The organism is Variovorax sp. SRS16 (genome assembly GCF_901827165.1).
Taxonomy (GTDB): Bacteria; Pseudomonadota; Gammaproteobacteria; order Burkholderiales; family Burkholderiaceae_C; genus Variovorax.
This window is the reverse complement of sequence record NZ_LR594666.1, coordinates 239,604-261,036: the sequence shown is the minus strand read 5'-3', so window position 1 is coordinate 261,036 and position 21,433 is coordinate 239,604. Positions and strand designations below refer to the sequence as shown.

Annotated in this window: 20 protein-coding genes and 1 pseudogene; 8 read left to right on the top strand and 13 right to left on the bottom strand. The window is 68.8% G+C overall.

Annotated elements, in window-relative coordinates; genetic code table 11:
- Position 1: 1 nt before the first annotated feature.
- The 4 genes from hpaI to E5P2_RS01230 are packed head-to-tail and all read left to right on the top strand — an operon-like array spanning position 2 to position 4,366.
- Positions 2 to 817, top strand: a complete 816-nt coding sequence (hpaI, locus tag E5P2_RS01245; RefSeq protein ID WP_162565365.1) for a 4-hydroxy-2-oxoheptanedioate aldolase — start codon at positions 2 to 4, stop codon at positions 815 to 817.
- Positions 818 to 824: 7 nt separating this feature from the next.
- Complete coding sequence (gene ilvD / locus E5P2_RS01240) at positions 825 to 2,558, top strand: dihydroxy-acid dehydratase (protein WP_162565364.1); 1,734 nt, start codon at positions 825 to 827, stop codon at positions 2,556 to 2,558.
- A 42-nt stretch (positions 2,559 to 2,600) separates the two neighbouring features.
- The gene (locus tag E5P2_RS01235; RefSeq protein WP_162565363.1) at positions 2,601 to 3,392 is read left to right on the top strand and encodes a class II aldolase/adducin family protein; all 792 of its coding nucleotides are present in this window, start codon (positions 2,601 to 2,603) and stop codon (positions 3,390 to 3,392) included.
- Complete coding sequence (locus tag E5P2_RS01230) at positions 3,389 to 4,366, top strand: 2-dehydropantoate 2-reductase (RefSeq protein ID WP_162565362.1); 978 nt, start codon at positions 3,389 to 3,391, stop codon at positions 4,364 to 4,366. Before E5P2_RS01235 ends, E5P2_RS01230 begins: the two co-directional genes overlap by 4 nt.
- Here the strand turns inward: E5P2_RS01230 and alr are convergent.
- Positions 4,360 to 5,469, bottom strand: a complete 1,110-nt coding sequence (alr, locus tag E5P2_RS01225; RefSeq protein WP_162565361.1) for an alanine racemase — start codon at positions 5,467 to 5,469, stop codon at positions 4,360 to 4,362. The genes E5P2_RS01230 and alr overlap by 7 nt on opposite strands.
- Before the next feature lie 170 nt (positions 5,470 to 5,639).
- On the opposite strand from alr, the gene lplT reads away from it, so the two are divergent.
- The 3 genes from lplT to E5P2_RS01210 are packed head-to-tail and all read left to right on the top strand — an operon-like array spanning position 5,640 to position 8,342.
- Positions 5,640 to 6,944 (top strand): lysophospholipid transporter LplT, encoded by a 1,305-nt coding sequence (gene lplT, locus E5P2_RS01220; protein ID WP_162565360.1) that lies wholly within the window; start codon positions 5,640 to 5,642, stop codon positions 6,942 to 6,944.
- 13 nt (positions 6,945 to 6,957) lie between these two features.
- Positions 6,958 to 7,860 carry a DMT family transporter gene (locus tag E5P2_RS01215; protein ID WP_162565359.1) on the top strand — a complete coding sequence of 301 codons (903 nt, stop codon included), beginning with the start codon at positions 6,958 to 6,960 and terminating at the stop codon, positions 7,858 to 7,860.
- Entirely contained in the window at positions 7,857 to 8,342 is a 486-nt protein-coding gene (locus E5P2_RS01210; protein WP_162565358.1) for a glutathione peroxidase, read from the top strand. Before E5P2_RS01215 ends, E5P2_RS01210 begins: the two co-directional genes overlap by 4 nt.
- Before the next feature lie 13 nt (positions 8,343 to 8,355).
- Here the strand turns inward: E5P2_RS01210 and E5P2_RS01205 are convergent, their stop codons facing one another.
- From E5P2_RS01205 to E5P2_RS01175, 7 genes and pseudogenes are all read right to left on the bottom strand, one after another.
- Positions 8,356 to 8,775, bottom strand: coding sequence for a carboxypeptidase-like regulatory domain-containing protein (locus tag E5P2_RS01205; RefSeq protein ID WP_162565357.1), 420 nt, complete (start codon positions 8,773 to 8,775; stop codon positions 8,356 to 8,358).
- Positions 8,776 to 8,861: 86 nt separating this feature from the next.
- A complete protein-coding gene (glcF, locus tag E5P2_RS01200) occupies positions 8,862 to 10,100 on the bottom strand; it encodes a glycolate oxidase subunit GlcF (RefSeq protein ID WP_162565356.1) in 1,239 nt (412 codons plus the stop codon).
- A gap of 17 nt (positions 10,101 to 10,117) precedes the next feature.
- Positions 10,118 to 11,235 (bottom strand): annotated as a pseudogene (gene glcE, locus E5P2_RS01195) (glycolate oxidase subunit GlcE).
- A gap of 20 nt (positions 11,236 to 11,255) precedes the next feature.
- The gene (locus tag E5P2_RS01190) at positions 11,256 to 12,176 is read right to left on the bottom strand and encodes an SMP-30/gluconolactonase/LRE family protein (protein ID WP_162565355.1); all 921 of its coding nucleotides are present in this window, start codon (positions 12,174 to 12,176) and stop codon (positions 11,256 to 11,258) included.
- 163 nt (positions 12,177 to 12,339) lie between these two features.
- Complete coding sequence (locus E5P2_RS01185; protein WP_174262629.1) at positions 12,340 to 13,872, bottom strand: ammonium transporter; 1,533 nt, start codon at positions 13,870 to 13,872, stop codon at positions 12,340 to 12,342.
- 26 nt (positions 13,873 to 13,898) lie between these two features.
- Positions 13,899 to 14,237, bottom strand: coding sequence for a P-II family nitrogen regulator (glnK, locus tag E5P2_RS01180; protein ID WP_162565354.1), 339 nt, complete (start codon positions 14,235 to 14,237; stop codon positions 13,899 to 13,901).
- Between the two features lie 60 nt (positions 14,238 to 14,297).
- Positions 14,298 to 15,164 (bottom strand): TorF family putative porin, encoded by an 867-nt coding sequence (locus E5P2_RS01175; protein WP_443083542.1) that lies wholly within the window; start codon positions 15,162 to 15,164, stop codon positions 14,298 to 14,300.
- Positions 15,165 to 15,322: 158 nt separating this feature from the next.
- Here E5P2_RS01175 and E5P2_RS01170 point away from each other — a divergent pair, with 158 nt between their 5' ends.
- Positions 15,323 to 16,864 carry a YifB family Mg chelatase-like AAA ATPase gene (locus E5P2_RS01170; protein ID WP_162565352.1) on the top strand — a complete coding sequence of 514 codons (1,542 nt, stop codon included), beginning with the start codon at positions 15,323 to 15,325 and terminating at the stop codon, positions 16,862 to 16,864.
- A 36-nt stretch (positions 16,865 to 16,900) separates the two neighbouring features.
- On the opposite strand, the gene E5P2_RS01165 is transcribed toward E5P2_RS01170, so the two are convergent.
- The 5 genes from E5P2_RS01165 to E5P2_RS01145 form a co-directional block, all read right to left on the bottom strand.
- Positions 16,901 to 18,010: an ABC transporter substrate-binding protein gene (locus E5P2_RS01165; RefSeq protein ID WP_162565351.1), complete on the bottom strand. Its 1,110-nt coding sequence runs from the start codon at positions 18,008 to 18,010 to the stop codon at positions 16,901 to 16,903.
- A gap of 192 nt (positions 18,011 to 18,202) precedes the next feature.
- Positions 18,203 to 18,865 carry an amino acid ABC transporter permease gene (locus E5P2_RS01160; protein WP_162565350.1) on the bottom strand — a complete coding sequence of 221 codons (663 nt, stop codon included), beginning with the start codon at positions 18,863 to 18,865 and terminating at the stop codon, positions 18,203 to 18,205.
- Positions 18,858 to 19,553 (bottom strand): amino acid ABC transporter permease, encoded by a 696-nt coding sequence (locus E5P2_RS01155; RefSeq protein WP_162565349.1) that lies wholly within the window; start codon positions 19,551 to 19,553, stop codon positions 18,858 to 18,860. Before E5P2_RS01155 ends, E5P2_RS01160 begins: the two co-directional genes overlap by 8 nt.
- A gap of 21 nt (positions 19,554 to 19,574) precedes the next feature.
- Positions 19,575 to 20,471, bottom strand: a complete 897-nt coding sequence (locus E5P2_RS01150) for an ABC transporter substrate-binding protein (RefSeq protein WP_162565348.1) — start codon at positions 20,469 to 20,471, stop codon at positions 19,575 to 19,577.
- 85 nt (positions 20,472 to 20,556) lie between these two features.
- Positions 20,557 to 21,333, bottom strand: coding sequence for an amino acid ABC transporter ATP-binding protein (locus E5P2_RS01145; protein ID WP_162570296.1), 777 nt, complete (start codon positions 21,331 to 21,333; stop codon positions 20,557 to 20,559).
- Positions 21,334 to 21,433 lie beyond the last annotated feature (100 nt).

Below are 21,433 nucleotides of genomic sequence, written 5' to 3'. Positions count from 1 at the left end.
CATGCAAACCCCCCTCAACACCTTCAAGCAAGCCCTGCAGGCAGGCCAGCCGCAGATCGGCCTCTGGGTCGGGCTGGCCGATGGCTACGCTGCCGAGATGCTCGCGGGCGCCGGCTACGACTGGCTGCTGATCGACGGCGAGCATGCGCCCAACGACGTGCGTTCGGTGCTTGCGCAGCTGCAAGGCATTTCGAGCGCATGGTCGGGCCTCGCGCACCGCTCGCAGCCGGTGGTGCGCGTGCCCGTCGGCGAGACCGCGCTGATCAAGCAGTACCTCGACATCGGCGCCCAGACGCTGCTGGTGCCGATGGTCGACACGCCCGAGCAGGCCGCACGCCTGGTGCAGGCGATGCGCTATCCGCCCGAGGGCGTGCGCGGCATCGGCAGCTCGCTGGCGCGCGCCTCGCGCTGGCAGAGCTATCCGAAGTACCTGAATGAGGCCAACGCGCAGACCTGCCTGCTGGTGCAGGCCGAGACGGTCGAGGCGCTGAAGAATCTCGACGCCATCGCGGCGACGCCGGGCATCGACGGCGTCTTCATCGGCCCCGCCGATCTCTCGGCCTCGATGGGCCTCATCGGACAGCCAGGCCATCCGGAGGTGCAGGCCGCGATCGCCGACGCCATCGCGCGCATCCGCAAGGCCGGCAAGGTGCCGGGCATCCTGTCGACCACCGAGGAACAGGCGCGCAAATGGCTCGCGGCCGGCGCGCTGTTCGTCGCGGTGGGCGTCGACACGGCACTGCTGGTGGCCGCGGCCAAGCAGCTGCTGGCGCGCTACAAGAAGGACGCGCCGGGACCGGACGCACCCGGCTACTGAGCCTGCCATGACCGACATCGGCGACAAGGCCCGCGGCTTCCGCTCGGCGATCATCCGCGACGGCATCATCCGCGCCACCACGCGCAGCTTCTTGCAGGCGCTGGGCCAGGACGACGAGGACATCGCGCGGCCGCACATCGGCGTGTTCCACACCGGCGGCGAGATGAGCCCGTGCAACCTGAACCTGCGCGAGCAGGCGCAGCACGCCAAGACCGGCATCTACGCCGGCGGCGGCACGCCGCACGAATGCCCGGTGATGTCGGTGAGCGATGGCCTGTCGATGGCGCATTCGGGCATGCGCTTCTCGCTGGTCTCGCGCGAGCTGATCGCCGACAGCGTCGAGACCTCGACGCGCGGGCATCAGTGGGACGGCATCTTCGCGATCGGTGCCTGCGACAAGAACCTGCCGGGCCTGATGATGGGCATGGTGCGCTGCAACGTGCCGAGCGTGTTCGTGCATGGCGGCTCCGCGCTGCCGGGCCAGATGCCGGGGCCGGACGGCCGCGACCTCAACGTGGTCGACACCTACGAGACCATCGGCAAGGTGCTCGCCGGCACCGCCACGGCCGACGAGCTCGATGCGATGAGCCGCGCCTGCCTGCCGACCGCAGGCGCCTGCGCGGGCCAGTTCACCGCCAACACGATGGGCATGGTGTCGGAGGCGCTGGGCCTGGCGCCGATCGGCTCCAGCATGGTGCCGGCGGTGTTCAGCGAACGCGCGCCGCTGATGCGCCGCGCCGCGAAGACGCTGATGAAGGCGGTGCTCGGCGACGGCCCGCTGCCGCGCGACATCGTGACGCGCCAGTCGCTCGAGAACGCCTGCGCGCTGGTCTCGGCCACCGGCGGCTCGACCAACGCCGCGCTGCACCTGCCGGCGATCGCGCACGAGGCCGGCATCCGCTTCCATCTGGACGACGTGGCCGAGGTGTTCGCACGCACGCCGCTGATCGCCGACCTGCGCCCGGGCGGCCAGTACCTGGCGCGCGACGTCTACTACATCGGCGGCGCCGGCGTGATCCTGCGCACGTTGCTGGCGCAGGGCTTCCTGCACGGCGGCGCCCTCACCTTCACCGGCCGCACGCTGGCCGAGGAAGTGGCCGATGCGGGCGAGCCCGACGGCCGCGTGGTGCGCAGGGCCGGCGACGCGATCAGCCGCGACGGCGGGCTCGCGGTGCTCAAGGGCAACCTCTGCCCCGACGGCGCGCTGCTCAAGACCGCGGGCCTGAAGACGCTGGTGCATCGCGGACCGGCACGCGTCTTCGACTCCGAGGAAGAAGCACAGGCCGCGGTGCAGAACCGGCGCTACGAGGCTGGCGACGTGATCGTGATCCGCAACGAAGGCCCGCGCGGCAGCCCCGGCATGCGCGAGATGCTCGGCATCACCGCGCTGCTCTACGGCCAGGGCATGGGCGACCGCGTGGCGCTGCTCACCGATGGCCGCTTCTCGGGCGCGACGCGCGGCCTGTGCATCGGCTACGCCGGCCCCGAAGCGGCCGACGGCGGACCGATCGCGGCACTGGCCGATGGCGACATGATCGCGATCGACGCGCGGGCCGAGGCCCACAGCATCACCGTCGAACTCGCTGCCGACGAGATCGGTGCGCGGCTCGCGCGGCGCAAGCCGCCTGCGAACCTGCACCGCGGCGGCGTGCTCGAGAAATACGCGCTCACGGTGCGGCCCGGCCACCAGGGCGCGGTGACGCACTCCGGCGCGGTCACCTGGCTGCGCGACGAATCCTGACCACGCGTCCGCGACGCAAGCACGAATGAAAGGGAACTGCCGATGACCACCGTTCTTTCCGCGCCGCCCACGGCGCGCGTCCCCTCCGCGATGCATCCCGACGAGCGCGCAGCCCGGCTGCAGCTCGCGGCCTGCTACCGCGTGTTCGCGATGCTGGGCTGGACCGAGATGATCTACAACCACATCACCGTGCGGCTGCCCGACAGCGTGAGCGGCGGCGACAAGCAGTTCCTGATCAATCCCTTCGGCCTGCACTACAGCGAGGTGACGGCGAGCAACCTGGTCAAGATCGACCTGCAGGGCCGGGTGCTCGACGGCTCGACCTGGCCGGTGAACCCGGCCGGCTTCACCGTGCACGCCGCGATCCACGACGGCCTGCCCGATGCGCATTGCGTGATGCACACGCACACCACGGCCGGCGTCGCGGTGGCCTGCCTGCAGGGCGGTTTGCAGCAGACCAACTTCTACACCGCGCAGCTGTACGACATGGTCGCGTACCACGACTTCGAGGGCATCACCATCCATGCCGACGAAGGCCCGCGCCTGATCCAGAGCATCGGCGACCGGCGCGCGGTGATCCTGCGCAACCATGGCCTGCTGGCCTGGGGCCACACGCTGCCGCAGACCTTCGCGATCCTCTGGACGCTGCAGCGCGCCTGCGAGATCCAGATGGCGACCTTCTCGATGGGCGCCGCGATCCCGGTGTCCGAGGAGATCGCGCGCAAGTGCACGCGCGATTCCTTCCAGCTCAGTGCGAATCACGGCGCGGGGCAGGACCTGTTCGACGCGCTGGTCCGGCAGGTCGACCGCATCGACGACGCGTACCAAGCATGAAAGTCTGCATCTACGGCGCCGGCGCGATCGGCGGATGGCTGGGCGTGAAGCTGGCGCAGGCCGGCTGCGAGATCGACGTGGTGGCGCGCGGTGCGACGCTCGAGGCGTTGCAGCGCAACGGCCTCGCGCTGGTGAGCGGCGGCGCGCGCACGGCGGTGCCGGTGCGCGCCAGTGCCGATCCGAAGGCGCTGGGCGTGCAGCAGGCGGTGATCGTCGCGGTCAAGGCGCCGGCGCTGCCGATGGTCGCGCAGCAGATCGCGCCACTGCTCGGCCCCGAGACGATCGTTCTCACCGCGATGAACGGCGTGCCCTGGTGGTTCCTGCAGGGCGGCTTCGGCGGCCCGCTGGCGGGCGCGCAGCTGGAGGCGATCGATCCGGGCGGCCGCATCGATGCGGCGATCCCGGCGCGGCACGTGATCGGCGGCGTGGTGCATGCGAGCTGCTCGCTCGATGCGCCGGGCGTGGTGCGGCATCACTTCGGCAACGGGCTGATCGTCGGCGAGCCTTCGGGCGAAGCGACGCCGCGCGCGCAGGCGCTGTGCGAGCTGCTCGCGCGCGCGGGCCTCGACGCCCGCCTGTCGCCGCAGATCCAGAAGGACATCTGGTACAAGCTCTGGGGCAACATGACGGTCAACCCGATCAGCGCGCTGACCGGCGCCACCACCGACCTGATCCTCAACGACGACCTGGTGCGCGGCTTCATCTCGGCGATCATGCTGGAGGCCAGGGACATCGGCGCGCGCATCGGCGTCCCGATCGCCGAGACGCCGGAAGACCGCCACGCGGTCACGCGCAAGCTCGGTGCATTCAAGACCTCGATGCTGCAGGACGTCGAGGCGGGCCGCGCGGTCGAGCTCGATGCGCTGGTGTCCTCGGTGCGCGAACTCGGCCAGCGCGCGGGCGTGCCGACGCCCTTCACCGATGCGTTGCTGGGCCTGGCGCGACTGCAGGCGCGACAGCGCGGTCTTTATTGAGCCGCGCTTCGGGGCTGTTCCACCACTTTCGGCACGCGCGGCGCCACGGCGCACATCAACTCGTAGCCGACGGTGCCGCCGGCTTGCGCCACTTCATCGATCGGCAGCACGGCGCCGTTCGATGCGCGCCCCCACAGCGTGACTTCGCTGCCGAAGCCGGCATCGGGCACGGGCGTGAGATCGACCGTGATCATGTCCATGCTGACGCGCCCCACCATGCGCGTGCGCACGCCGTCGACCAGCACCGGCGTGCCGGTGTCGCAATGGCGCGGATAGCCGTCGGCATAGCCGACCGCGGCGATGCCGATGCGCAGCGCGCCCTCGGCCGTGAAGCGCGAGCCGTAGCCCACGGTGTCGCCAGCCTTCAGCTGCTGCACCGAGATCAGCTTCGTCGCCAGCGTCATCGCCGGCTGCAGCTGCCAGTGCGCCGCGTCGTGTTCCGGGAAGTCGGGCGCGCTGCCGTACAGCACGATGCCGGGACGGACCCAGTCAGCGCGCGTGTCGGCCGCATGGCGCAACGTGGCTGCGCTGTTGGCGATCGAGCGCTCGCCGGGCAGATCCTGGGTGATGCGCTCGAACAGCGCGAGCTGGTGCGCGACACCGCGCTCGCCGTCGGCATCGCTGAAATGGGTCATCAGCGAGATCTCGTCGACCTGCGGCAGCGCATTCAGGCGCGTCCAGGCGGCACGGAAGCGCTCGGGCGCGAAGCCGAGCCGGTTCATGCCCGAGTTCATCTTGAGGAAGACGCGCTGCGGCGCCTGCGTCTTGTGCGCGGCCAGCATGTCGATCTGGACCTCGCAGTGCACCGTGTGCCAGAGGTCCAGGCGCGAACACAGCTCGAGGTCGCGCGACTCGAACACGCCTTCGAGCAGCAGCACCGGCCCGCGCCACCCGAGCGCGCGCACGCGTTCGGCCTCGGCCAGGTCGAGCAGCGCGAAGCCGTCGGCGGCACGGAAGGCGTCGAACACACGCTCGATGCCGTGCCCGTAGGCATCGGCCTTGACGACGGCCCAGGTGCGGGCGTCGAGCGCGGCGCGCCGGACCCGGTCGAGGTTGTGGCGCAGTGCAGCGGGATGGATGGTGGCGAGGATGGGACGAGGCACGGAGAAACCCGCAGGAAAGCTGAAAACGCTCACACAAAAACACCCGGAACACCGGGTACGCCCTGCCATTTTGGCACCACACCCCCATGCTATAACCGCGCAGCCGCCCCCGAAACGGTTACTTTCCCACTAATGCCAGCAGTCCCCCTTCCTGGCCAGCCAGCCCATCGATGAAGCGCGGTTTCTACACGATCATGTCGGCGCAGTTCTTTTCGTCGCTGGCCGACAACGCGCTCTTCGTCGCTGCCGTGGAACTGTTGCGGGCCCATGGTGCGCCCGAGTGGCAGCGCGCGGCGCTGGTGCCGATCTTCACCGTCTTCTATGTGTTGCTGGCACCGCTGGTCGGCGCCTTCGCCGATGCGCTGCCCAAGGGCCAGGTGATGTTCGTCGCCAATGCGATCAAGGTGGTCGGCTGCGTGATGATGCTGTTCGGCTCGCATCCGCTGGTCGCCTACGCGATCGTCGGGCTCGGTGCCGCGGCCTACTCCCCGGCCAAGTACGGCATCCTCACCGAGCTGCTGCCGGCGTCGCAGCTGGTCAAGGCCAACGGCTGGATCGAAGGCCTGACGATCGCCTCGATCATCCTGGGCATCGTGCTGGGCGGGCAGCTGGTCGGCCATGCGCTGTCGAGCCATCTGCTCGCGTTCGACTTTCCGCTGATCGACACTGGCGTGGACACGCCGCCCGAAGCCGCGATCGCGACGCTGATCTTCATCTACGTGCTGGCGGCGTGGTTCAACACCCGCATTCCCCATACCGGGGTCGAGATGCGGCCCTTGCGGGCGAACCTGCGGCACGGCCTCGCGCGCAACGTGTTCGCGTTGCTGCCCGACTTCTGGCATTGCAATGCGCGGCTGTGGCGCGACAAGCTGGGACAGATCACGCTCGCCACCACGACGCTGTTCTGGGGCGCCAGCTCGAACCTCAAGTACATCGTGCTGGCCTGGGCATCGCTCGCGCTCGGTTACAACACGGCGCAGGCCTCTTCGCTCACCGGCGTGGTCGCCATCGGCACCGCCGTCGGCGCGATCGTGGCCTCGATGCGCATGCGCCTGGACGTGGCGACGCGCGTGATCCCGCTGGGCATCGGCATGGGCCTGCTGGTGATCGGCATGAACTTCATCAGCAACCTGTGGGTCGCGATCCCGTTCCTGATCCTGCTGGGCGGCCTGGGCGGCTTTCTGGTGGTGCCGATGAATGCGCTGCTGCAGCACCGCGGCCACAACCTGATGGGTGCCGGCCGGTCGATCGCGGTGCAGAACTTCAACGAGAACGCGAGCATCCTGTGCCTCGGCGTGTTCTACAGCGTGTGCACCGGGCTCGGCTTCTCCGCGTACTGGGCGATCACCGCCTTCGGGCTCATCGTGGCGACCTTCATGTGGATGATCAAGCGGCTGCACCAGAGAAACCTGCGCAAGTATCCGGAAGAGGTCGAACACTTGCTGGCCATCGCACGCAGCGACAAACACCATTGAGCACCCCCCAGGCTTGCCCGCACTCGCACTGATCTTCAACGCCTTCGTGTGGGGCGTTTCGTGGTTTCCCTTTCGGCAGCTCGAGGCGCACGGCCTGCATCCGGTGTGGGCCACCAGCCTGATCTATGCCGCGATCTTCGTCGCGATGTCGCTGGTGCGGCGGCAGGCGTTGCGGGGCTTCGTCGCGCATCGCGGACTGGTGCTGCTGGCCGTGGCGGCGGGCCTGACCAATGTCGGCTTCAACTGGGCGGTGACGCAGGGCGACGTGGTGCGCGTGGTGCTGCTGTTCTACCTGATGCCGCTGTGGAGCGTGCTGCTGGCCTGGGTCTTCCTCGGCGAGCGTCCGAGCGCCGCGGCGCTGGCGCGCATGGTGCTGGCGCTGGCCGGCGTGGCGGTGGTGCTCAAGTCGCCGGGGACCGACTGGCCGGTGCCCGCGAGCCTGGCGGACTGGCTCGGCGTCGCGGCCGGCTTCTGCTTCGCGGTGACCAACATCCTGCTGCGCCGGCTGCGCGCGGCGCCGGGCGAATCGCGCGCACTGGCGATGTTCGGCGGCTGCGCGGGAGTGGCGACGCTGACGGCGCTCGCAGGCTCGGCCGTCGGCGCCATCGCGCCGCCGGCGCTGGCGACGCCGGGCTGGCTGGGCTGGGCGCTGCTGCTGGGCACGGGCTTCGTGGTCGCCAACGTCTGCCTGCAGTACGGCGCGGGGCGCCTGGTGGCCAGCACGACCTCGGTGATCATGCTGTCCGAAGTGCTGTTCGCGAGCGCGTCCTCGGTCGCGCTCGGCGCCGCGGTGCTCGGCATGCGCATCTGGGTCGGCGGCGCGCTGATCGTGGCGGCGGCCGCCTGGTCGGCGTTTGCAGGAACGCCGGACGGCGACGATGATCGGCGCATTCCCATCCTGAAGGACATGCCATGACCAGCGTCTATGACTTCGAGGCGAAGCAGATCGACGGCACACCTGTGCCGCTCGCCGCCTACCGCGGCAAGGTGCTGCTGATCGTCAACACGGCCAGCAAGTGCGGCTTCACGCCGCAGTTCGAGGGCCTGGAAGCGCTGTACGAGAAATACGCGGACCGGGGTTTCGCGGTGCTCGGCTTCCCGTCCAACCAGTTCGCCAACCAGGACCCGGGCAGCAACGAGGAGATCGGCGCGTTCTGCACCAAGAACTATGGCGTGAGCTTTCCGATGATGGAGAAGATCGAGGTCAACGGCCCCGGCGCCTCGCCGCTCTACAAGTGGATCACGCGCGAGGCGCCCGGGCTGCTCGGCAGCACGGCGATCAAATGGAACTTCACCAAGTTCCTGGTCGGCAAGGACGGGCAGGTGCGCAAGCGCTACGCGCCGCTCGACAAGCCGGAGTCGCTCGGGCCCGACATCGAGGCGGCGCTGGCGGCCTGAGCGCGGCCGGCGCTCAGAAGCGGAAGTCCGCGGTCTTCGGCCCGCTGCCGACGGTCACGGCCTCGCTCTTGGTCGTGCCCTCGCTGGTGGCCTGGACGGTGTAGCGGCCGGCGGGCAGATCGATCAGGCACACCGGGCCCGAAGCGCGCATGGACAGCGCCGTGCCGCCCTTGGCGTCCTGCACCGTCACATCGACGTTCGCGAGGTACTCGCCGCCGGCGCGCGCGAACAGCAGTGCGAGCGGATGGTCCTTCATCGCGGCGCGCATGGCGGTGGATTCGTCGGAGCCGATGCCGCCGCACACGTACTGCACGGCGCCCTGCGACCTCATCGCGGGCATGCCTGCGGGCTGGGCTTGCGCCGCCCATGGCGCGGCGATGCAGGCGCAGGCGACGGCGCCGCGAAGAAGAAAAGTCTGGAAAGAGGCTCGCATGGAGGGGCTCCCGAAGTGAACAGTCCTGCAGGATCGGGCCGCGCGGGCCGGCCGCGAGTCGGACCGCAGCCCCTTTGCATGTGCGATCAGGCCACTGCCATGGCCTCGTCCAGCAACTCCACCCAATGGCGCACGGGCGTGTGGCCTGCGCTTTGCAGGTGCGTGATGCAGCCGATGTTGGCCGACACGATGGTGGTGGGCTGCAGCTGGGCCAGGTGCCCCAGCTTGCGGTCGCGCAGGGCATAGGCCAGCGCCGGCTGCAGCACCGAGTACGTGCCCGCCGAGCCGCAGCACAGGTGCGACTCGTTGCGGGCCAGCTGCACGTCGAAGCCCAGCGCGCGCAGGCTCGCCTCCACCCCGCCGCGCAGCTGCTGGCCGTGCTGCAGCGTGCACGGCGGGTGGTAGGCGATCACGCCCGGGGGCGCCTTCACCCGGTCTTTCAGCGCCGCGGCCAGCTCGGGCAGCAGCTCGCTCAGGTCCTTGGTGAGCGCACTGACACGCTGTGCCTTGGCCGCATAGGCCGCATCGTCCTTGAGCAGGTGGCCGTACTCGCGCACGGTCACGCCGCAGCCCGAGGCGTTCATCACGATCGCCTCCACCGCGTGGCCGCCGTCCCCCTCGATGTGCGGCCACCAGGCGTCGATGTTGGCGCGCATCTGCATGCGGGCGCCTTCGTGGTCGTCGAGGTGGAACTTCACCGCACCGCAGCAGGCGGCCTTGGGCGCGATCACGCTCTGGATGCCGGCCGCGTCGAGCACGCGCGCGGTGGCCTTGTTGATGTTGGGGGCCATCGAGGGCTGCACGCAGCCGGCCAAGAGCAGCATCCTGCGCGCATGGATGCGCGCGGGCCAGTGGCCCGAGGGCTGCGGCGCGGGCACCTTGGCCTTCAGGGCGTCGGGCAGCAGGCCGCGCACGGACTGGCCCAGCTTCATCGCGGGGCCGAAGAGCGGCGAAGTCAGGCCTTCCTTGAGCAGCCAGCGGGTGGCCGATTCGAGGGCCGGGCGCGGGACCTTGTCGTCGACGATCTTGCGCCCGATGTCGACCAGGTGGCCGTATTGCACGCCACTCGGGCAGGTGGTCTCGCAGTTGCGGCAGGTCAGGCACCGGTCCAGGTGCAGCTGGGTGCTGCGCGTGGGCGCGTGGCCTTCGAGCACCTGCTTGATCAGGTAGATGCGCCCGCGCGGGCCGTCGAGCTCGTCGCCCAGCAGCTGGTAGGTGGGACAGGTGGCGGTGCAGAAGCCGCAGTGCACGCATTTGCGCAGGATGGCTTCGGCTTGCAGGCCTTCGGGCGTGTTCTTGTATTCGGGCGCGAGTTCGGTTTGCATGAAGGAGGACGGGTGGATCAGTCGGCGCCGAGCAGCCGTGCGTGGTCGAAGACGGCGTGCGGGTCGAACTCGCGCAGGAGCGCGCGGTGGATGCGCGCGAGGGGGCGCTGAGCGCGTCGAAGCGCGGCACGGAGCGCGCGGCCTGGCTGGCGTCGTCGGCGATGCGAAACAGGGTGGCATGGCCGCCGGCGGTGCGCGCGGCGGCGCGCAGGCGCGCGCCCTGGTTGGCCGAGGCGAGGTACCAGCGCTGGGCGCCGTGCCATTCGAGGAGGGGCGCAGTCTCGAAGTCGATGGCGGGCGCGGTCTGGGGCACCGAGAGGCGCCAGAGGCTGTGCGCGCCGGGGATGCCGAACCAGGGCAGGCGCTGGTCGCGTGCGGCCTGCCAGTCGGCCTGGGCCTGTGCATCGGGCTGACGCTCGCCGCCCAGGTGCCTGCAGGCGGCATCGACCGCGGCCACGGCGCCGCGCAGGCGCAGCCAGAGGCTGCCGGTGGCGTCCTGTTCGCTCCAGCGGCTGGCGTTGAGGGGCAGCGGCTGGGCGCCCCAGCCGTTGAGCAGGCGCAGGGCATCGGACTGGGTGCATTCGAAGCGCAGGGTGGCCTCGGCGGGGGCGATGGGCAGGACCTTGAGGCTGACTTCGGCGATGAGGCCGAGCGTGCCCAGGGAGCCGGCGAGCAGGCGCGAGATGTCGTAGCCGGCGACGTTCTTCATGACCTGGCCGCCGAAGGCGAGCACTTCGCCGCGGCCGTTGACGAGGGTGGCGCCCAGCACGTAGTCGCGCACGGCGCCCGCGCTGGCGCGCGCGGGGCCGCAGAGGCCGGCGGCGATCATGCCGCCGACGGTGCCGGTGCCCGAGGGGCCGAAGCGCGGGGGCTCGAAGGGCAGGCACTGGCCACAGGCAGCGAGGGCGGCTTCGAGTTCGGCCAGGGGCGTGCCGGCGCGCGCGGTGACGACGAGTTCGCTGGGTTCGTAGCTGGTGATGCCGGTGAGGGCGCCGGTGGCAAGGAGCTCGCCTTGCGGGGATTCGCCGTAGAAGTCCTTGGTGCCGGCGCCGCGGATGCGAAGCCGATGTCCATCGGCGGCGGCGGCGCGGATGCGATCGGTGAGCGGGGCGAGGGCAGGGTCCATGGCCGCCATCGTAGCGCCCACGACGGTCCTCAATCCTCGAAGAAGTGGACCGGCAGCCCCGGCGTTTCGACGCGCATCGACACCACGTAGCCCGACGCCGGACGCTGCGCCAGTTCCGATGCGGGCCGGCCCTGCCGCGCGGAGGTGACGAACAGCGTGCGCAGGTCGTCGCCGCCGAGGCAGGGCATGGTCGGACACTGTACCGGCGTCGCCAGCGCCGTCAGTTGTTCGCCCGAGGCTGCGAAGCGCAGCAGCTGACCGCCTTCGAACATCGAGGCCCAGTAGCAGCCCACGGCGTCGACCGTGGCGCCGTCCGGCCGGCCCTCGTAGCGCACCGGCGATTCCGGCGTCCAGCCCGCGGGCTTGCCCTCGAACTGGCGGAACACGCGGGGACGCGACAGCACGTTGGACGCGGCCGCCCAGTCCCACGCGCGCACGCGGTGCGCCGCGGTGTCGGACCAGTAGAGGGTCGAGGCATCGGGCGAGAACGCGAGCCCGTTCGCGGTGGTGGCTTCGTTGGCCATCTGCGTGAGCACCGGCGCGCGGCCGCCGCGCGCGTCGAGGCAGTAGAGCGCGGCGTTCGGCCGGTCCTTGGCCTCGTTGAGCGTGCCGGCCCAGAAGCGGCCCAGCGGATCGCACTTGCCGTCGTTGAAGCGCATGGTGCGTGTGTCGTAGTCGGCGCGCGCGAGCAATCGCAGCGGCCTGCCCCATTGCGGCGCGCGGTAGATGCCGTCGCGCAGCGCGATCACCAGGCCGCCGCTGCGCGCCGGCGCCATGCAGCCCGGCTCGGTGGGCAGGCTCCATCGTTCGACGGTGGCAGCACCGATCCCGCCGCGCGTTCGCAACACGGCGCGCCCGGGAATGTCGAGCCAGTAGAGCGCACCTTCGTGCGGATGCCAGAACGGCGATTCACCGAGCTGGCAGAGGCTGTCGTCGAGCGTCGTCCACATGGCGATGAATCTACCCGCAAAACCGGAACCGGGCCGGATGCGCCACCGACACGCACGCAAAAAAGAAGCCCGCCGGCACCGAAGCGCTGGCGGGCTGAACATCCAAAGGAGAACCCGTTGTTTCCGTTGCAAGAAGCGGGCCGCGCGCGGCGGCCGGTTCGCTTCAGCGGTTGTAGGCGGTTTCGCCGTGCGACGAGATATCGAGGCCTTCGCGCTCTTCTTCCTCGGTCACGCGCAGGCCGATGGTGAGGTCGGCGATCTTGAAGGCGATGAAGGCCACCACGCCCGACCACACGATGGTCAGCACCACGGCCTTCAGCTGGATCCAGACCTGGGCACCGATGCCGTTGGAGGTCACGGCTGCCGTGACCCAGTCGCCCACCAGGCCAGGACCGCCGAGCGCCTGGGTGTTGAAGACGCCGGTCAGGAGCGCGCCGACGATGCCGCCGACGCCGTGCACGCCGAAGACGTCGAGCGAGTCGTCCGCCTTCAGCAGATGCTTGAGGCCGTTGACGCCCCAGAGGCAGGCGAAGCCGGCGACGAAGCCGACCACGATCGCGCCCATCAGGCCGACATTGCCGGCGGCCGGCGTGATCGCCACCAGGCCGGCGACGGCACCCGACGCAGCGCCGAGCATCGAGGCCTTGCCGCGCATCAGCGCTTCGCCGATGCACCATGCCAGCACCGCCGCGGCTGTGGCCGAGAAGGTGTTCATGAAGGCCAGCACCGCGCTGGTGCCGGCTTCGAGCGCGGAGCCCGCGTTGAAGCCGAACCAGCCGACCCACAGCAGCGAGGCGCCGACCATGGTGAGCGTGAGCGAGTGCGGCGTGAAGGCTTCCTTGCCGTAGCCGATGCGCTTGCCGACCAGCACCGCGCCCACGAGGCCGGCGACGGCGGCGTTGATGTGCACCACGGTGCCGCCCGCGAAGTCGAGCGCGCCCCATTGCCAGATCAGGCCGGCCTTGGCGTTCATCGCATCGACCACGTCCTTGTTGGCGTAGGCATCGGGGCCCATCCAGAACCAGACCATGTGCGCGATCGGTGCATAGCTGAAGGTGAACCAGATCGCCATGAACAGCAGCACGGCCGAGAACTTGATGCGCTCGGCGAAGGCACCGACGATCAGGCAGCAGGTGATGCCGGCGAAGGTGGCCTGGAAGGCGGCGAACAGCAGTTCGGGGATGTAGACGCCCTTGCTGAAGGTCGCACCCGGCGCGAACACGCCGGTGGCCGCATCGAAGATGCCCTTCATGAAGAGCCGATCGAAGCCGCCGACGAAGGAATTCCCCTCGGTGAACGCGAGGCTGTAGCCATAGATGAGCCACAGCACCACGATCATCGAGAAGGTGACCATCACCTGCATCAGCACCGACAGCATGTTCTTGCTGCGCACCAGGCCGCCGTAGAACAGCGCGAGGCCGGGCACGGTCATCATGATCACGAGCAGCGTCGACACCATCATCCAGGCGGTGTCGCCCTTGTTGAAGCTGGGTGCCGCGGCGGCCGACGCATCGGCGGCCGGCGCGGATGCGGCGGCGGCTGTGGCCGGTGCAGCGGCGGCTGCCGGAGCGGGCGCAGCAGCCGCAGGTGCCGCGGCCGAGGCGTCGGCTGCAGGCGCCGTCGTCTGGGCAAAGCCGGCCGTGCCGGCCAGGAAAACGCTCAGGCCGAGCGCGAGTGAGACAAGCAGTTTTTTCATTTGGTTTTTTCTTTCGTGCCTTGCGGTCAGAGCGCCTCGCGCCCTGTTTCGCCGGTGCGGATCCGGACGACCTGCTCCAGGTCGTAGACGAAGACCTTGCCATCGCCGATCTTCCCGGTGCGGGCGGCGCTCTCGACAGCCTCGATCACGCGCTCGACGAGCTCGTCGGCCACGGCCGCTTCGATCTTGACCTTGGGCAGGAAGTCGACGACGTATTCGGCGCCGCGGTACAGCTCGGTGTGGCCCTTCTGGCGGCCGAAGCCCTTGACCTCGGTGACGGTGATGCCCTGCACACCGATCGCCGAGAGCGCTTCGCGCACTTCGTCGAGCTTGAACGGTTTGATGATGGCTGTGACCAGCTTCATGGTGTATCTCCTAACGATGGAACGGGACGGCGCGGCCGCGCGGGCCGCGCTTCTTCATGACTAGAGCGTCTTGGTCAGCGTGACGATGAAGCGCGCCTTGTTGGGCGAGTAGGTGGTGGCGCCGATGGGCCCGAAGCCGAAGTCCACGCCCGGGCTGGCGGTCAGCAGGTAGGCGTTCTTCTGGTTCGCGCCCTGCACCGAGCCGGCCAGCGACAGGCCGTTGCCGAAGTCGTAGGAGGCGCCCACGTTGTAGTCGACGTAGCTCTTGTAGCCCAGGCTGCGGATGTCCGCGCTCATGTGCGTGTAGCCCAGGGCGGCCTTGAGCGTGAGCTTGGGCATGATCTCCTTCGAATAGGCCAGGTTCAGGTAGCCCGTGTTGCGCCCGCTCAGGCCCGAGCCGTCCTTGTTGCCCGCGTAGTTGAAGTAGTCCTTGGAGACGGTGTGCGAGTACTTCAGCGTGAAGGAGCCGATCACCTCGTCGGTGTAGCCGGCCGAGCCGTAGAGCTCGGTGGTGTTGCCGCGCGTGTTGCCGGGGTACAGGTAGGTGAGCACGCCGAAGTCGAGGTCGAAGACGCCTGCCTTCATCTTGTAGCCGCCGTACAGGTCGGTCTCGATGCTGTTGCCGTTGAGCCAGTTGACGCTGGAGTTCCAGTTGCCGACGTAGAAGCCGCTGTCGCCGAAGGTGTAGTCGAAGCCGCCCTGCACGGCGGGCTTGACCGAGCGGGTCTTGGCAAAGCCGTTGCTGCCGATCACGTCCTGGTCCTGGCCACGGAACTTGTAGTCGCTGGTGAGCGAGACGTTGCCGGTGAGGTTCGGGGCTGGGGCCGCCGCCGGCGCTGCGCTGGCGTCGGCGGTCTGCGCGCTCGCGAGCATCGGCAGGGCGGCGAAGGCGACCGCGGCCAGCAGCCGGACGGTTTTACGGTGCATCATCGAGAGACTCCTCGGAGTGTTTTGAAATGGAATGGAATCCAGGTCAAAGCAGGGAGCGTGCCAAACTGTCAAAAGGCTGTAACAACGCCGCCGGGCCGGGCATGCAGCAGATCGAACAAGAGATGGAAAGCACCATCTTGGGGAAAGGGAGAGGAATGAGTCTGTCTTTGGTGCAGAGCCGTGCCTTGCTGGGCCTGGAAGCCGCGAGCGTCACGGTCGAGGTGCATCTGGCCAACGGCCTGCCGAGCTTCACGCTGGTAGGCCTGGCCGATGTCGAAGTGAAGGAAGCACGCGAACGCGTGCGCTCGGCGATCCAGAACGCCGGGCTCGAATTCCCCAACAACAAGCGCATCACGGTGAACCTCGCGCCGGCCGACCTGCCGAAGGATTCGGGCCGCTTCGATCTGCCGATCGCGCTCGGGATCCTCGCGGCGAGCGGCCAGATCGAATCGTCGCGGCTCGCGGGTAACGAGTTCGCAGGCGAGCTCTCGCTATCGGGTCAACTCAGGCCCGTGCGCGGCGCGCTCGCGATGGCGCTGGCCCTGCACATGCGCGGGATCGCGACGCGGCTGGTGCTGCCCGCCGACAGCGCCCAGGAAGCCGCGCTGGTGCCCGGCGCCGAGGTGTATGGCGCGGCGCACCTGCTCGACGTCGTACGGCAGTTTCTCGCGGCCGATGCAGCCCAGCCGCTGCCCGAAGCCGGCGCAGACGGATGGGCGCGGGTTGTGCCGCAGGCCGCGCGACCGGCGGTGCGGCCCGCCGATCTCGCCGATGTGAAAGGGCATGCGGGCGCCAAGCGCGCCCTCGAAATCGCGGCCGCCGGCAACCACAGCCTGCTGATGGTCGGGCCGCCGGGCTCCGGCAAGTCCATGCTGGCCCAGCGCTTCGCCGGTGTGCTGCCGGCGATGAGCGTCGACGAAGCGCTCGAAAGCGCTGCCATCGCCAGCCTGGGCGGCCGCTTCGCGGTCGAGCGCTGGATGTGCCGGCCCACGGTGAGCCCGCATCACACCGCCAGCGCCGTGGCCCTCGTCGGCGGCGGCTCGCCGCCGCGGCCGGGCGAGATCTCGCTGGCGCACCACGGTGTGCTCTTTCTCGACGAGTTTCCCGAGTTCAGCCGCTCCGCGCTCGAGGCGCTGCGCGAGCCGCTGGAGACCGGCAGCATCACGATCGCGCGCGCCGCGCGCCGGGCCGAATTTCCCGCGCGCTTCCAGTTGATCGCGGCCATGAACCCGTGTCCGTGCGGCTACCTCGGCTCGACGCTCAAGGCCTGCCGCTGCACGCCGGACCAGGTGCTGCGCTACCAGGGCAAGCTCAGCGGTCCCCTGCTCGACCGCATCGACCTGCACATCGAGGTGCCCGCGGTCTCGGCACAGCAGTTGCTCGACGTGCCGGCCGGCGACGCGACCGAGGGCATCCGTGCGCGCGTGGCGGCGGCGCGCGCGTTCGCGCTGGCGCGACAGGGCAAGCCCAACCAGGCGCTGCAAGGCACCGAGATCGACCGCCATGCCGCGCTCGAGCCGGCAGCGTTGAAGTTCATGCACGCGGCCGCGGCAAGGCTCGGCTGGTCGGCGCGCAGCACGCACCGCGCGCTGAAGGTCGCGCGCACGATCGCGGACCTGGCCGGCGCCGGCGAGGTGCAGGCCGCGCATGTGGCGGAGGCGGTTCAATATCGGCGCGCGCTGCGTGCCGGCGCCTGAGCGCCGGGTGCGACAGTCCCGCCTCTGCCCGCCGCCTCAGCGCTTGAACCGTCCGCCGCTGATGATCGACAGATCGACGTAGCTGATGCCCGAGTGATCCTGCGGCGTGTAGCTCACATCGAGGCCGCCGCCCACGTCGAACTGGAAGTTGTTGAGCGCCGCGAGCACCCGGGCGCGGGTCGGCTTGGGCCCGGCGCGGCGAAGCACCTCCACCAGCACCTTGGTGGCGACGAAGCCTTCGAGCAGCGCCGGCGACAGCTCGTTCTGGCCCTTGGCCTTCGCCAGCGCCATCGCCTCCTTGATCATCGGATGGCCGAAGGAACGCTCGTAGGGCAGCACCTGGGTCACGATCACGCCCGCGCTGGCGGTGCCGAGTTCCTTGATGAAGCCCGAGGCGGCGTTGTTCGAGAGCGTGATGATCTGCGCCGCCGAACCCGCCGCCCGCAGCGCCTTGACGCCGTCGGTCACCGCGGTGCCCGAGCCGATCCACACGACCGCCTGGGCTTTCGAGTCGACCAGCTGCGGCACCATGGTCGCGTAGTTGGGCTTGTTGCGGTCGGCCATCACCACCACGATCGGCTTCATCTTCGCCTGCGCAAAACCTTTCACCGCGCCTTCCATCGCGTCCTTGCCGAAGGAGTCGTCGGCCTGGACGACCGCGATGCGCTGGATGCCGACGGTGGACAGGTACTGGATCGCCTTCTCGGCCTCGCGCTGGTAGGTCGAGCGCACGTTGAACACGCTCTTCTGCAAGGGCTTGTGCAGCGCCATCGCGCCGGTGGAAGGGCCGATCAGCGCCACGCCGTACTTGTCCAGCAGCGGAATCACCGCCAGCGTGTTGGGCGTGCCGCGATTGAGCAGCAAGGCGACGACCTTCTTGTCCTCGATCAGGATGCGCGTGTTCTCGACCGAGCGCTTGACATCGAGGCCGTCGTCGAGACGGATCACCTCGATCTGCTCGCCATTGACGCCGCCATGGGCGTTGACATCGTCGATGACAAGCTGAGAGCCGGCGATCGTCTCCTTCACGCTGGCGGCGACCGGGCCCGACATGTCGGCCGACTGCCCGACCAGGATCTGGGCACTCGCGCCGGCGCCGGCGAGGGCCAGCGCAGCGGCGCAACAGAGAACACGCACGGTCTTCATGACGCTCCTTCAAGCGATGGCCGGCATGGAAAAGGTGGCCAGAATTGTGTTCAATTGTTACGGATGACCTGTCGCAGTCAGCCGGGATAAACCCTTTCAGGAATTCGTCTTACTCTGCCGCTTCGGTCGTTGTGCGTAATGACACGCTCGTCGTCCTCGCCCCAGGCGATCAGCTTGGCGCATGAACCGTTGTCAGCGCCGCCCGCGCGTCAGATGCTGCTCGAGAAGATGGGCACCGACCACGACGATGGTGTTGAAGAACAGATAGATCCCGGCGACGACCAGCCAGGTTTCGATGGGCGCGAGCGTGTTGGTCATGATCACGTGGCCGCGCACGGTCAGCTCGGTGACACCGATCACGGACAGCAGCGATGAGGCCTTGAACAGGCGCGCGAACTGACCCGACAGCGGCGAGACGACGACGGCGATCGTCTGCGGCAACTGGATGCGCCAGAAGATGCGCGAGCCCGGCATGCCCATCGCGCGCGCGGCATCGACATGGCCGGCGGGGATGCTCTCGAACGCGCCGCGCATGATCTCCATGATGTAGGCGCCGTAGTAGAGCCCGAGTGCAATGATCCCCGAGGCGTAGGGAGGGATCGGCACGCCCAGTGCCGAAGGTCCGTAGAACAGGACCAGGATCTGCACCAGCAGCGGCGTGCCGCGGAACAGGTCCACATAGACGAGCACGGCGCGCCTGGCGGCCCTGGATCGCATCTGCGAAAGCGCCATGCCCAGCGTACCGACCAGCATGGCGAGCACCATCGCCGCCACGCCGATGGCGAGGCTGTACATGGCCGCGGCCATGAGCTGGTCGAAGGCCTTGAAGACCGGCGCGAAATTCAGCTCAAGCATGTGCCACCCTGACCCGATAGCGCGTGATGCGCTTTTCCAGACGGCGGCTCAGCGTCGACAGCGAGAAGGTCAGCGCCAGGTAGAACAGCGCCAGCGTCAGAAACATGATGCCGAAGCCGCGGTAGCTCTGCGCCACGATCTGCGAAACGACCTGGGTCGCTTCCGGCACCACGACGATGGAGGCGATCGAACTCCACTTCACGATGTCGATCACCTCGCCAATCAGGCCGGGCAAGGCGATCGGGATGGCCTGCGGGTACACCACGCGGATCTGCGTGATCGCATGGCCCATGCCCAGCGCCCTTGCGCTTTCGCTTTGCGCACGCACGACCGCCGTCAATGCGGAGCGCAGGATCTCGCACACATAGGCGCCCGAATTCAGCCCCAGCGCCAGCGCCGCCGCGACCAGCGGCGACAAGGTGATGCCCAGCGAAGGCAGGCCGTAATAAAGCAGGTACATCTGCACCAGCAGCGGCGTGCCGCGCACCAGCTCGATCCACGTTCGCGTGACCCCGGACACCATGCGCCAGCGCGAGGAGCGCGTGGTGGACAGGATCACGCCGACGACGCCGGCCATCACCGCCGACACCACCGAGAGCTCGATCGTGGTCCAGGCGCCGGCGAGAAGGACATCGGTGTTGTCCAGCACCTGGCGCGGATCGAAGAACGCTTGCAGATCGATGTTCACGAGGGTCTCCGTCGCTCGGTCTTACTCGACGCTCTTCCAGGTCGCATAGTCCGGCAGCTGCATTTCATGGTCGAACCACTTCATCTGGATCGCCTTGGTGGCCCCCTTCTCGCGCAAGACCTTGAGCGCGCGATTCACTTCGTCGCCGATGCAGCCGGGTGCGCCGAAGTCCTCCTTGCGGAACACCCAGGACGCATACAAGGGCTTGTCCGCCAGGCCGGCATTGACGAACTTGCCGGGATGCTTCTTCATGTAGGCCGCGACCGGCGCGCCGTTGATCAGCACCGCATCGATGCGCTTGTTGCCCAGGTCCAGGAATTCATCCACGTTGTGCTGGTAGGCCTTGATGCTGATGTCCTTGCCGTCGGCCTTGGCCTTTTCCCTGAGCGCCATGGCAGTGGACTCGCCGGCCGAACCGATCTCGACGCCGACCGTCTTGCCGACCAGATCGGCCGGCCCCTTGATGCCGGCGTCGGGGCGCGTGAAGATCACGATCGAGTTGTCGCCCTCGGGATAGGAGAACGCGAAGGTCTTTCGCCGCGCGTCTGTCACGGCGATGGCCAATGGCACGAAGTCGCTCTTGCCGGCCTGCAGCGCCGGCAGCACACCGGCCCAGGCCACGGTGGTGTAGCGCGTGGCGGGAATGTTCAGCACCTTGTTGACCTCGGTCAGCATGTCGTGGTCCATGCCCTGCAGCGTGCCCTTGTCGTCGGCATACCAATACGGCTCGAACTGCGGCACCTGCGTCACGATGTTCCATCCGCCCGCGGCGCGGACCTTCTCCACGGTCATGCACTGGCTGGCACCCTGGGCCCAGGCCGCGGGTACCGCGAGGGCGAGCAATGCGATGCGCGCGCTGCGCTTGAGCATGGTGCCTGCGACCGATGCGCCGGCCTGAATCACTGTCGAATTCGTCATGACCACTCCTTCGTAATAAAGACTTTCTGGCAGGCGCAGCCCAGTGCCACGGCCAACGGGTTCCGATCGCGTCGAAACGCCACCCTCATCGCTCGCCGTCACCGAGCCGGTGAAGCACGCGCGAGAGAAACTGCTGGGTGCGGGGATCGCTCGGATGGCGGAAGACGACATCGGGCGCGCCGGCTTCGACGATCTGGCCCTTGTCCATGAAGACCACCCGATCGCACACCTGCCGCGCGAAATCCATCTCATGGGTGACGACGATCATGGTCATGCCGCCGCGTGCGAGCGCCTGCATGAGCTGAAGGACTTCGCCCACGAGTTCGGGATCGAGCGCGGAGGTGACCTCGTCGAACAGCATGATCTTCGGGCTCATCGCGAGCGCCCGGGCGATCGCCACACGTTGCTGCTGTCCGCCGGACAGGCGAAGCGGATATTCCTTTTCCTTCTCGGACAGGCCGACCCGGGCGAGCAGTTCGCGCGCCGTCTCCACCGCCTGGGCACGGCTGCGGTGGCGTACGCGCATCGGTGCTTCGACCAGGTTGTCCAGCACGGTCATGTGCGGCCACAGGTTGAAATGCTGGAACACCATGCCTGTTTCCGCGCGAAGTGCGTTCAGACGCGCAGCCTTCATCGCGACGCGCCGGCCGTTGCGCTCCTCCTGGCCCAGCAGATGGCCGTCGAGATAGATCGACCCGCCGTCCGGCTCTTCCAGGTAGTTGATGCAGCGAAGCATCGTGCTCTTGCCGGACCCGCTCGGGCCGATGACGGAGATGGCTTCGCCCTTGCGCACCGTGAGATCGATGCCCCGGAGCACCTCCTGGGTGCCGAAGGACTTGCGCAGTCCCTCGATGCGCACCATCACCGCCGCCGGCTCGCCCGGCGCGGCGCCGGCACCGGCGAGGCGTTCGCCGGTCTGCGGATGTATTTCCACCATATTGTCGGCAAAGATCAAGCAATAT

What these genes read in the sequence shown, in the direction of transcription:
- hpaI (WP_162565365.1), top strand. Translation starts at nt 2, where the DNA reads ATGCAAACCCCCCTCAACACCTTCAAGCAAGCCCTGCAGGCAGGCCAG.
- ilvD (WP_162565364.1), top strand. Translation starts at nt 825, where the DNA reads ATGACCGACATCGGCGACAAGGCCCGCGGCTTCCGCTCGGCGATCATC.
- E5P2_RS01235 (WP_162565363.1), top strand. Translation starts at nt 2,601, where the DNA reads ATGACCACCGTTCTTTCCGCGCCGCCCACGGCGCGCGTCCCCTCCGCG.
- E5P2_RS01230 (WP_162565362.1), top strand. Translation starts at nt 3,389, where the DNA reads ATGAAAGTCTGCATCTACGGCGCCGGCGCGATCGGCGGATGGCTGGGC.
- lplT (WP_162565360.1), top strand. Translation starts at nt 5,640, where the DNA reads ATGAAGCGCGGTTTCTACACGATCATGTCGGCGCAGTTCTTTTCGTCG.
- E5P2_RS01210 (WP_162565358.1), top strand. Translation starts at nt 7,857, where the DNA reads ATGACCAGCGTCTATGACTTCGAGGCGAAGCAGATCGACGGCACACCT.
- E5P2_RS01205 (WP_162565357.1), bottom strand. Translation starts at nt 8,775, where the DNA reads ATGCGAGCCTCTTTCCAGACTTTTCTTCTTCGCGGCGCCGTCGCCTGC.
- glcF (WP_162565356.1), bottom strand. Translation starts at nt 10,100, where the DNA reads ATGCAAACCGAACTCGCGCCCGAATACAAGAACACGCCCGAAGGCCTG.
- E5P2_RS01190 (WP_162565355.1), bottom strand. Translation starts at nt 12,176, where the DNA reads ATGTGGACGACGCTCGACGACAGCCTCTGCCAGCTCGGTGAATCGCCG.
- E5P2_RS01185 (WP_174262629.1), bottom strand. Translation starts at nt 13,872, where the DNA reads ATGAAAAAACTGCTTGTCTCACTCGCGCTCGGCCTGAGCGTTTTCCTG.
- glnK (WP_162565354.1), bottom strand. Translation starts at nt 14,237, where the DNA reads ATGAAGCTGGTCACAGCCATCATCAAACCGTTCAAGCTCGACGAAGTG.
- E5P2_RS01175 (WP_443083542.1), bottom strand. Translation starts at nt 15,164, where the DNA reads ATGCACCGTAAAACCGTCCGGCTGCTGGCCGCGGTCGCCTTCGCCGCC.
- E5P2_RS01170 (WP_162565352.1), top strand. Translation starts at nt 15,323, where the DNA reads ATGAGTCTGTCTTTGGTGCAGAGCCGTGCCTTGCTGGGCCTGGAAGCC.
- E5P2_RS01165 (WP_162565351.1), bottom strand. Translation starts at nt 18,010, where the DNA reads ATGAAGACCGTGCGTGTTCTCTGTTGCGCCGCTGCGCTGGCCCTCGCC.
- E5P2_RS01160 (WP_162565350.1), bottom strand. Translation starts at nt 18,865, where the DNA reads ATGCTTGAGCTGAATTTCGCGCCGGTCTTCAAGGCCTTCGACCAGCTC.
- E5P2_RS01150 (WP_162565348.1), bottom strand. Translation starts at nt 20,471, where the DNA reads ATGACGAATTCGACAGTGATTCAGGCCGGCGCATCGGTCGCAGGCACC.
- E5P2_RS01145 (WP_162570296.1), bottom strand. Translation starts at nt 21,333, where the DNA reads ATGGTGCGCATCGAGGGACTGCGCAAGTCCTTCGGCACCCAGGAGGTG.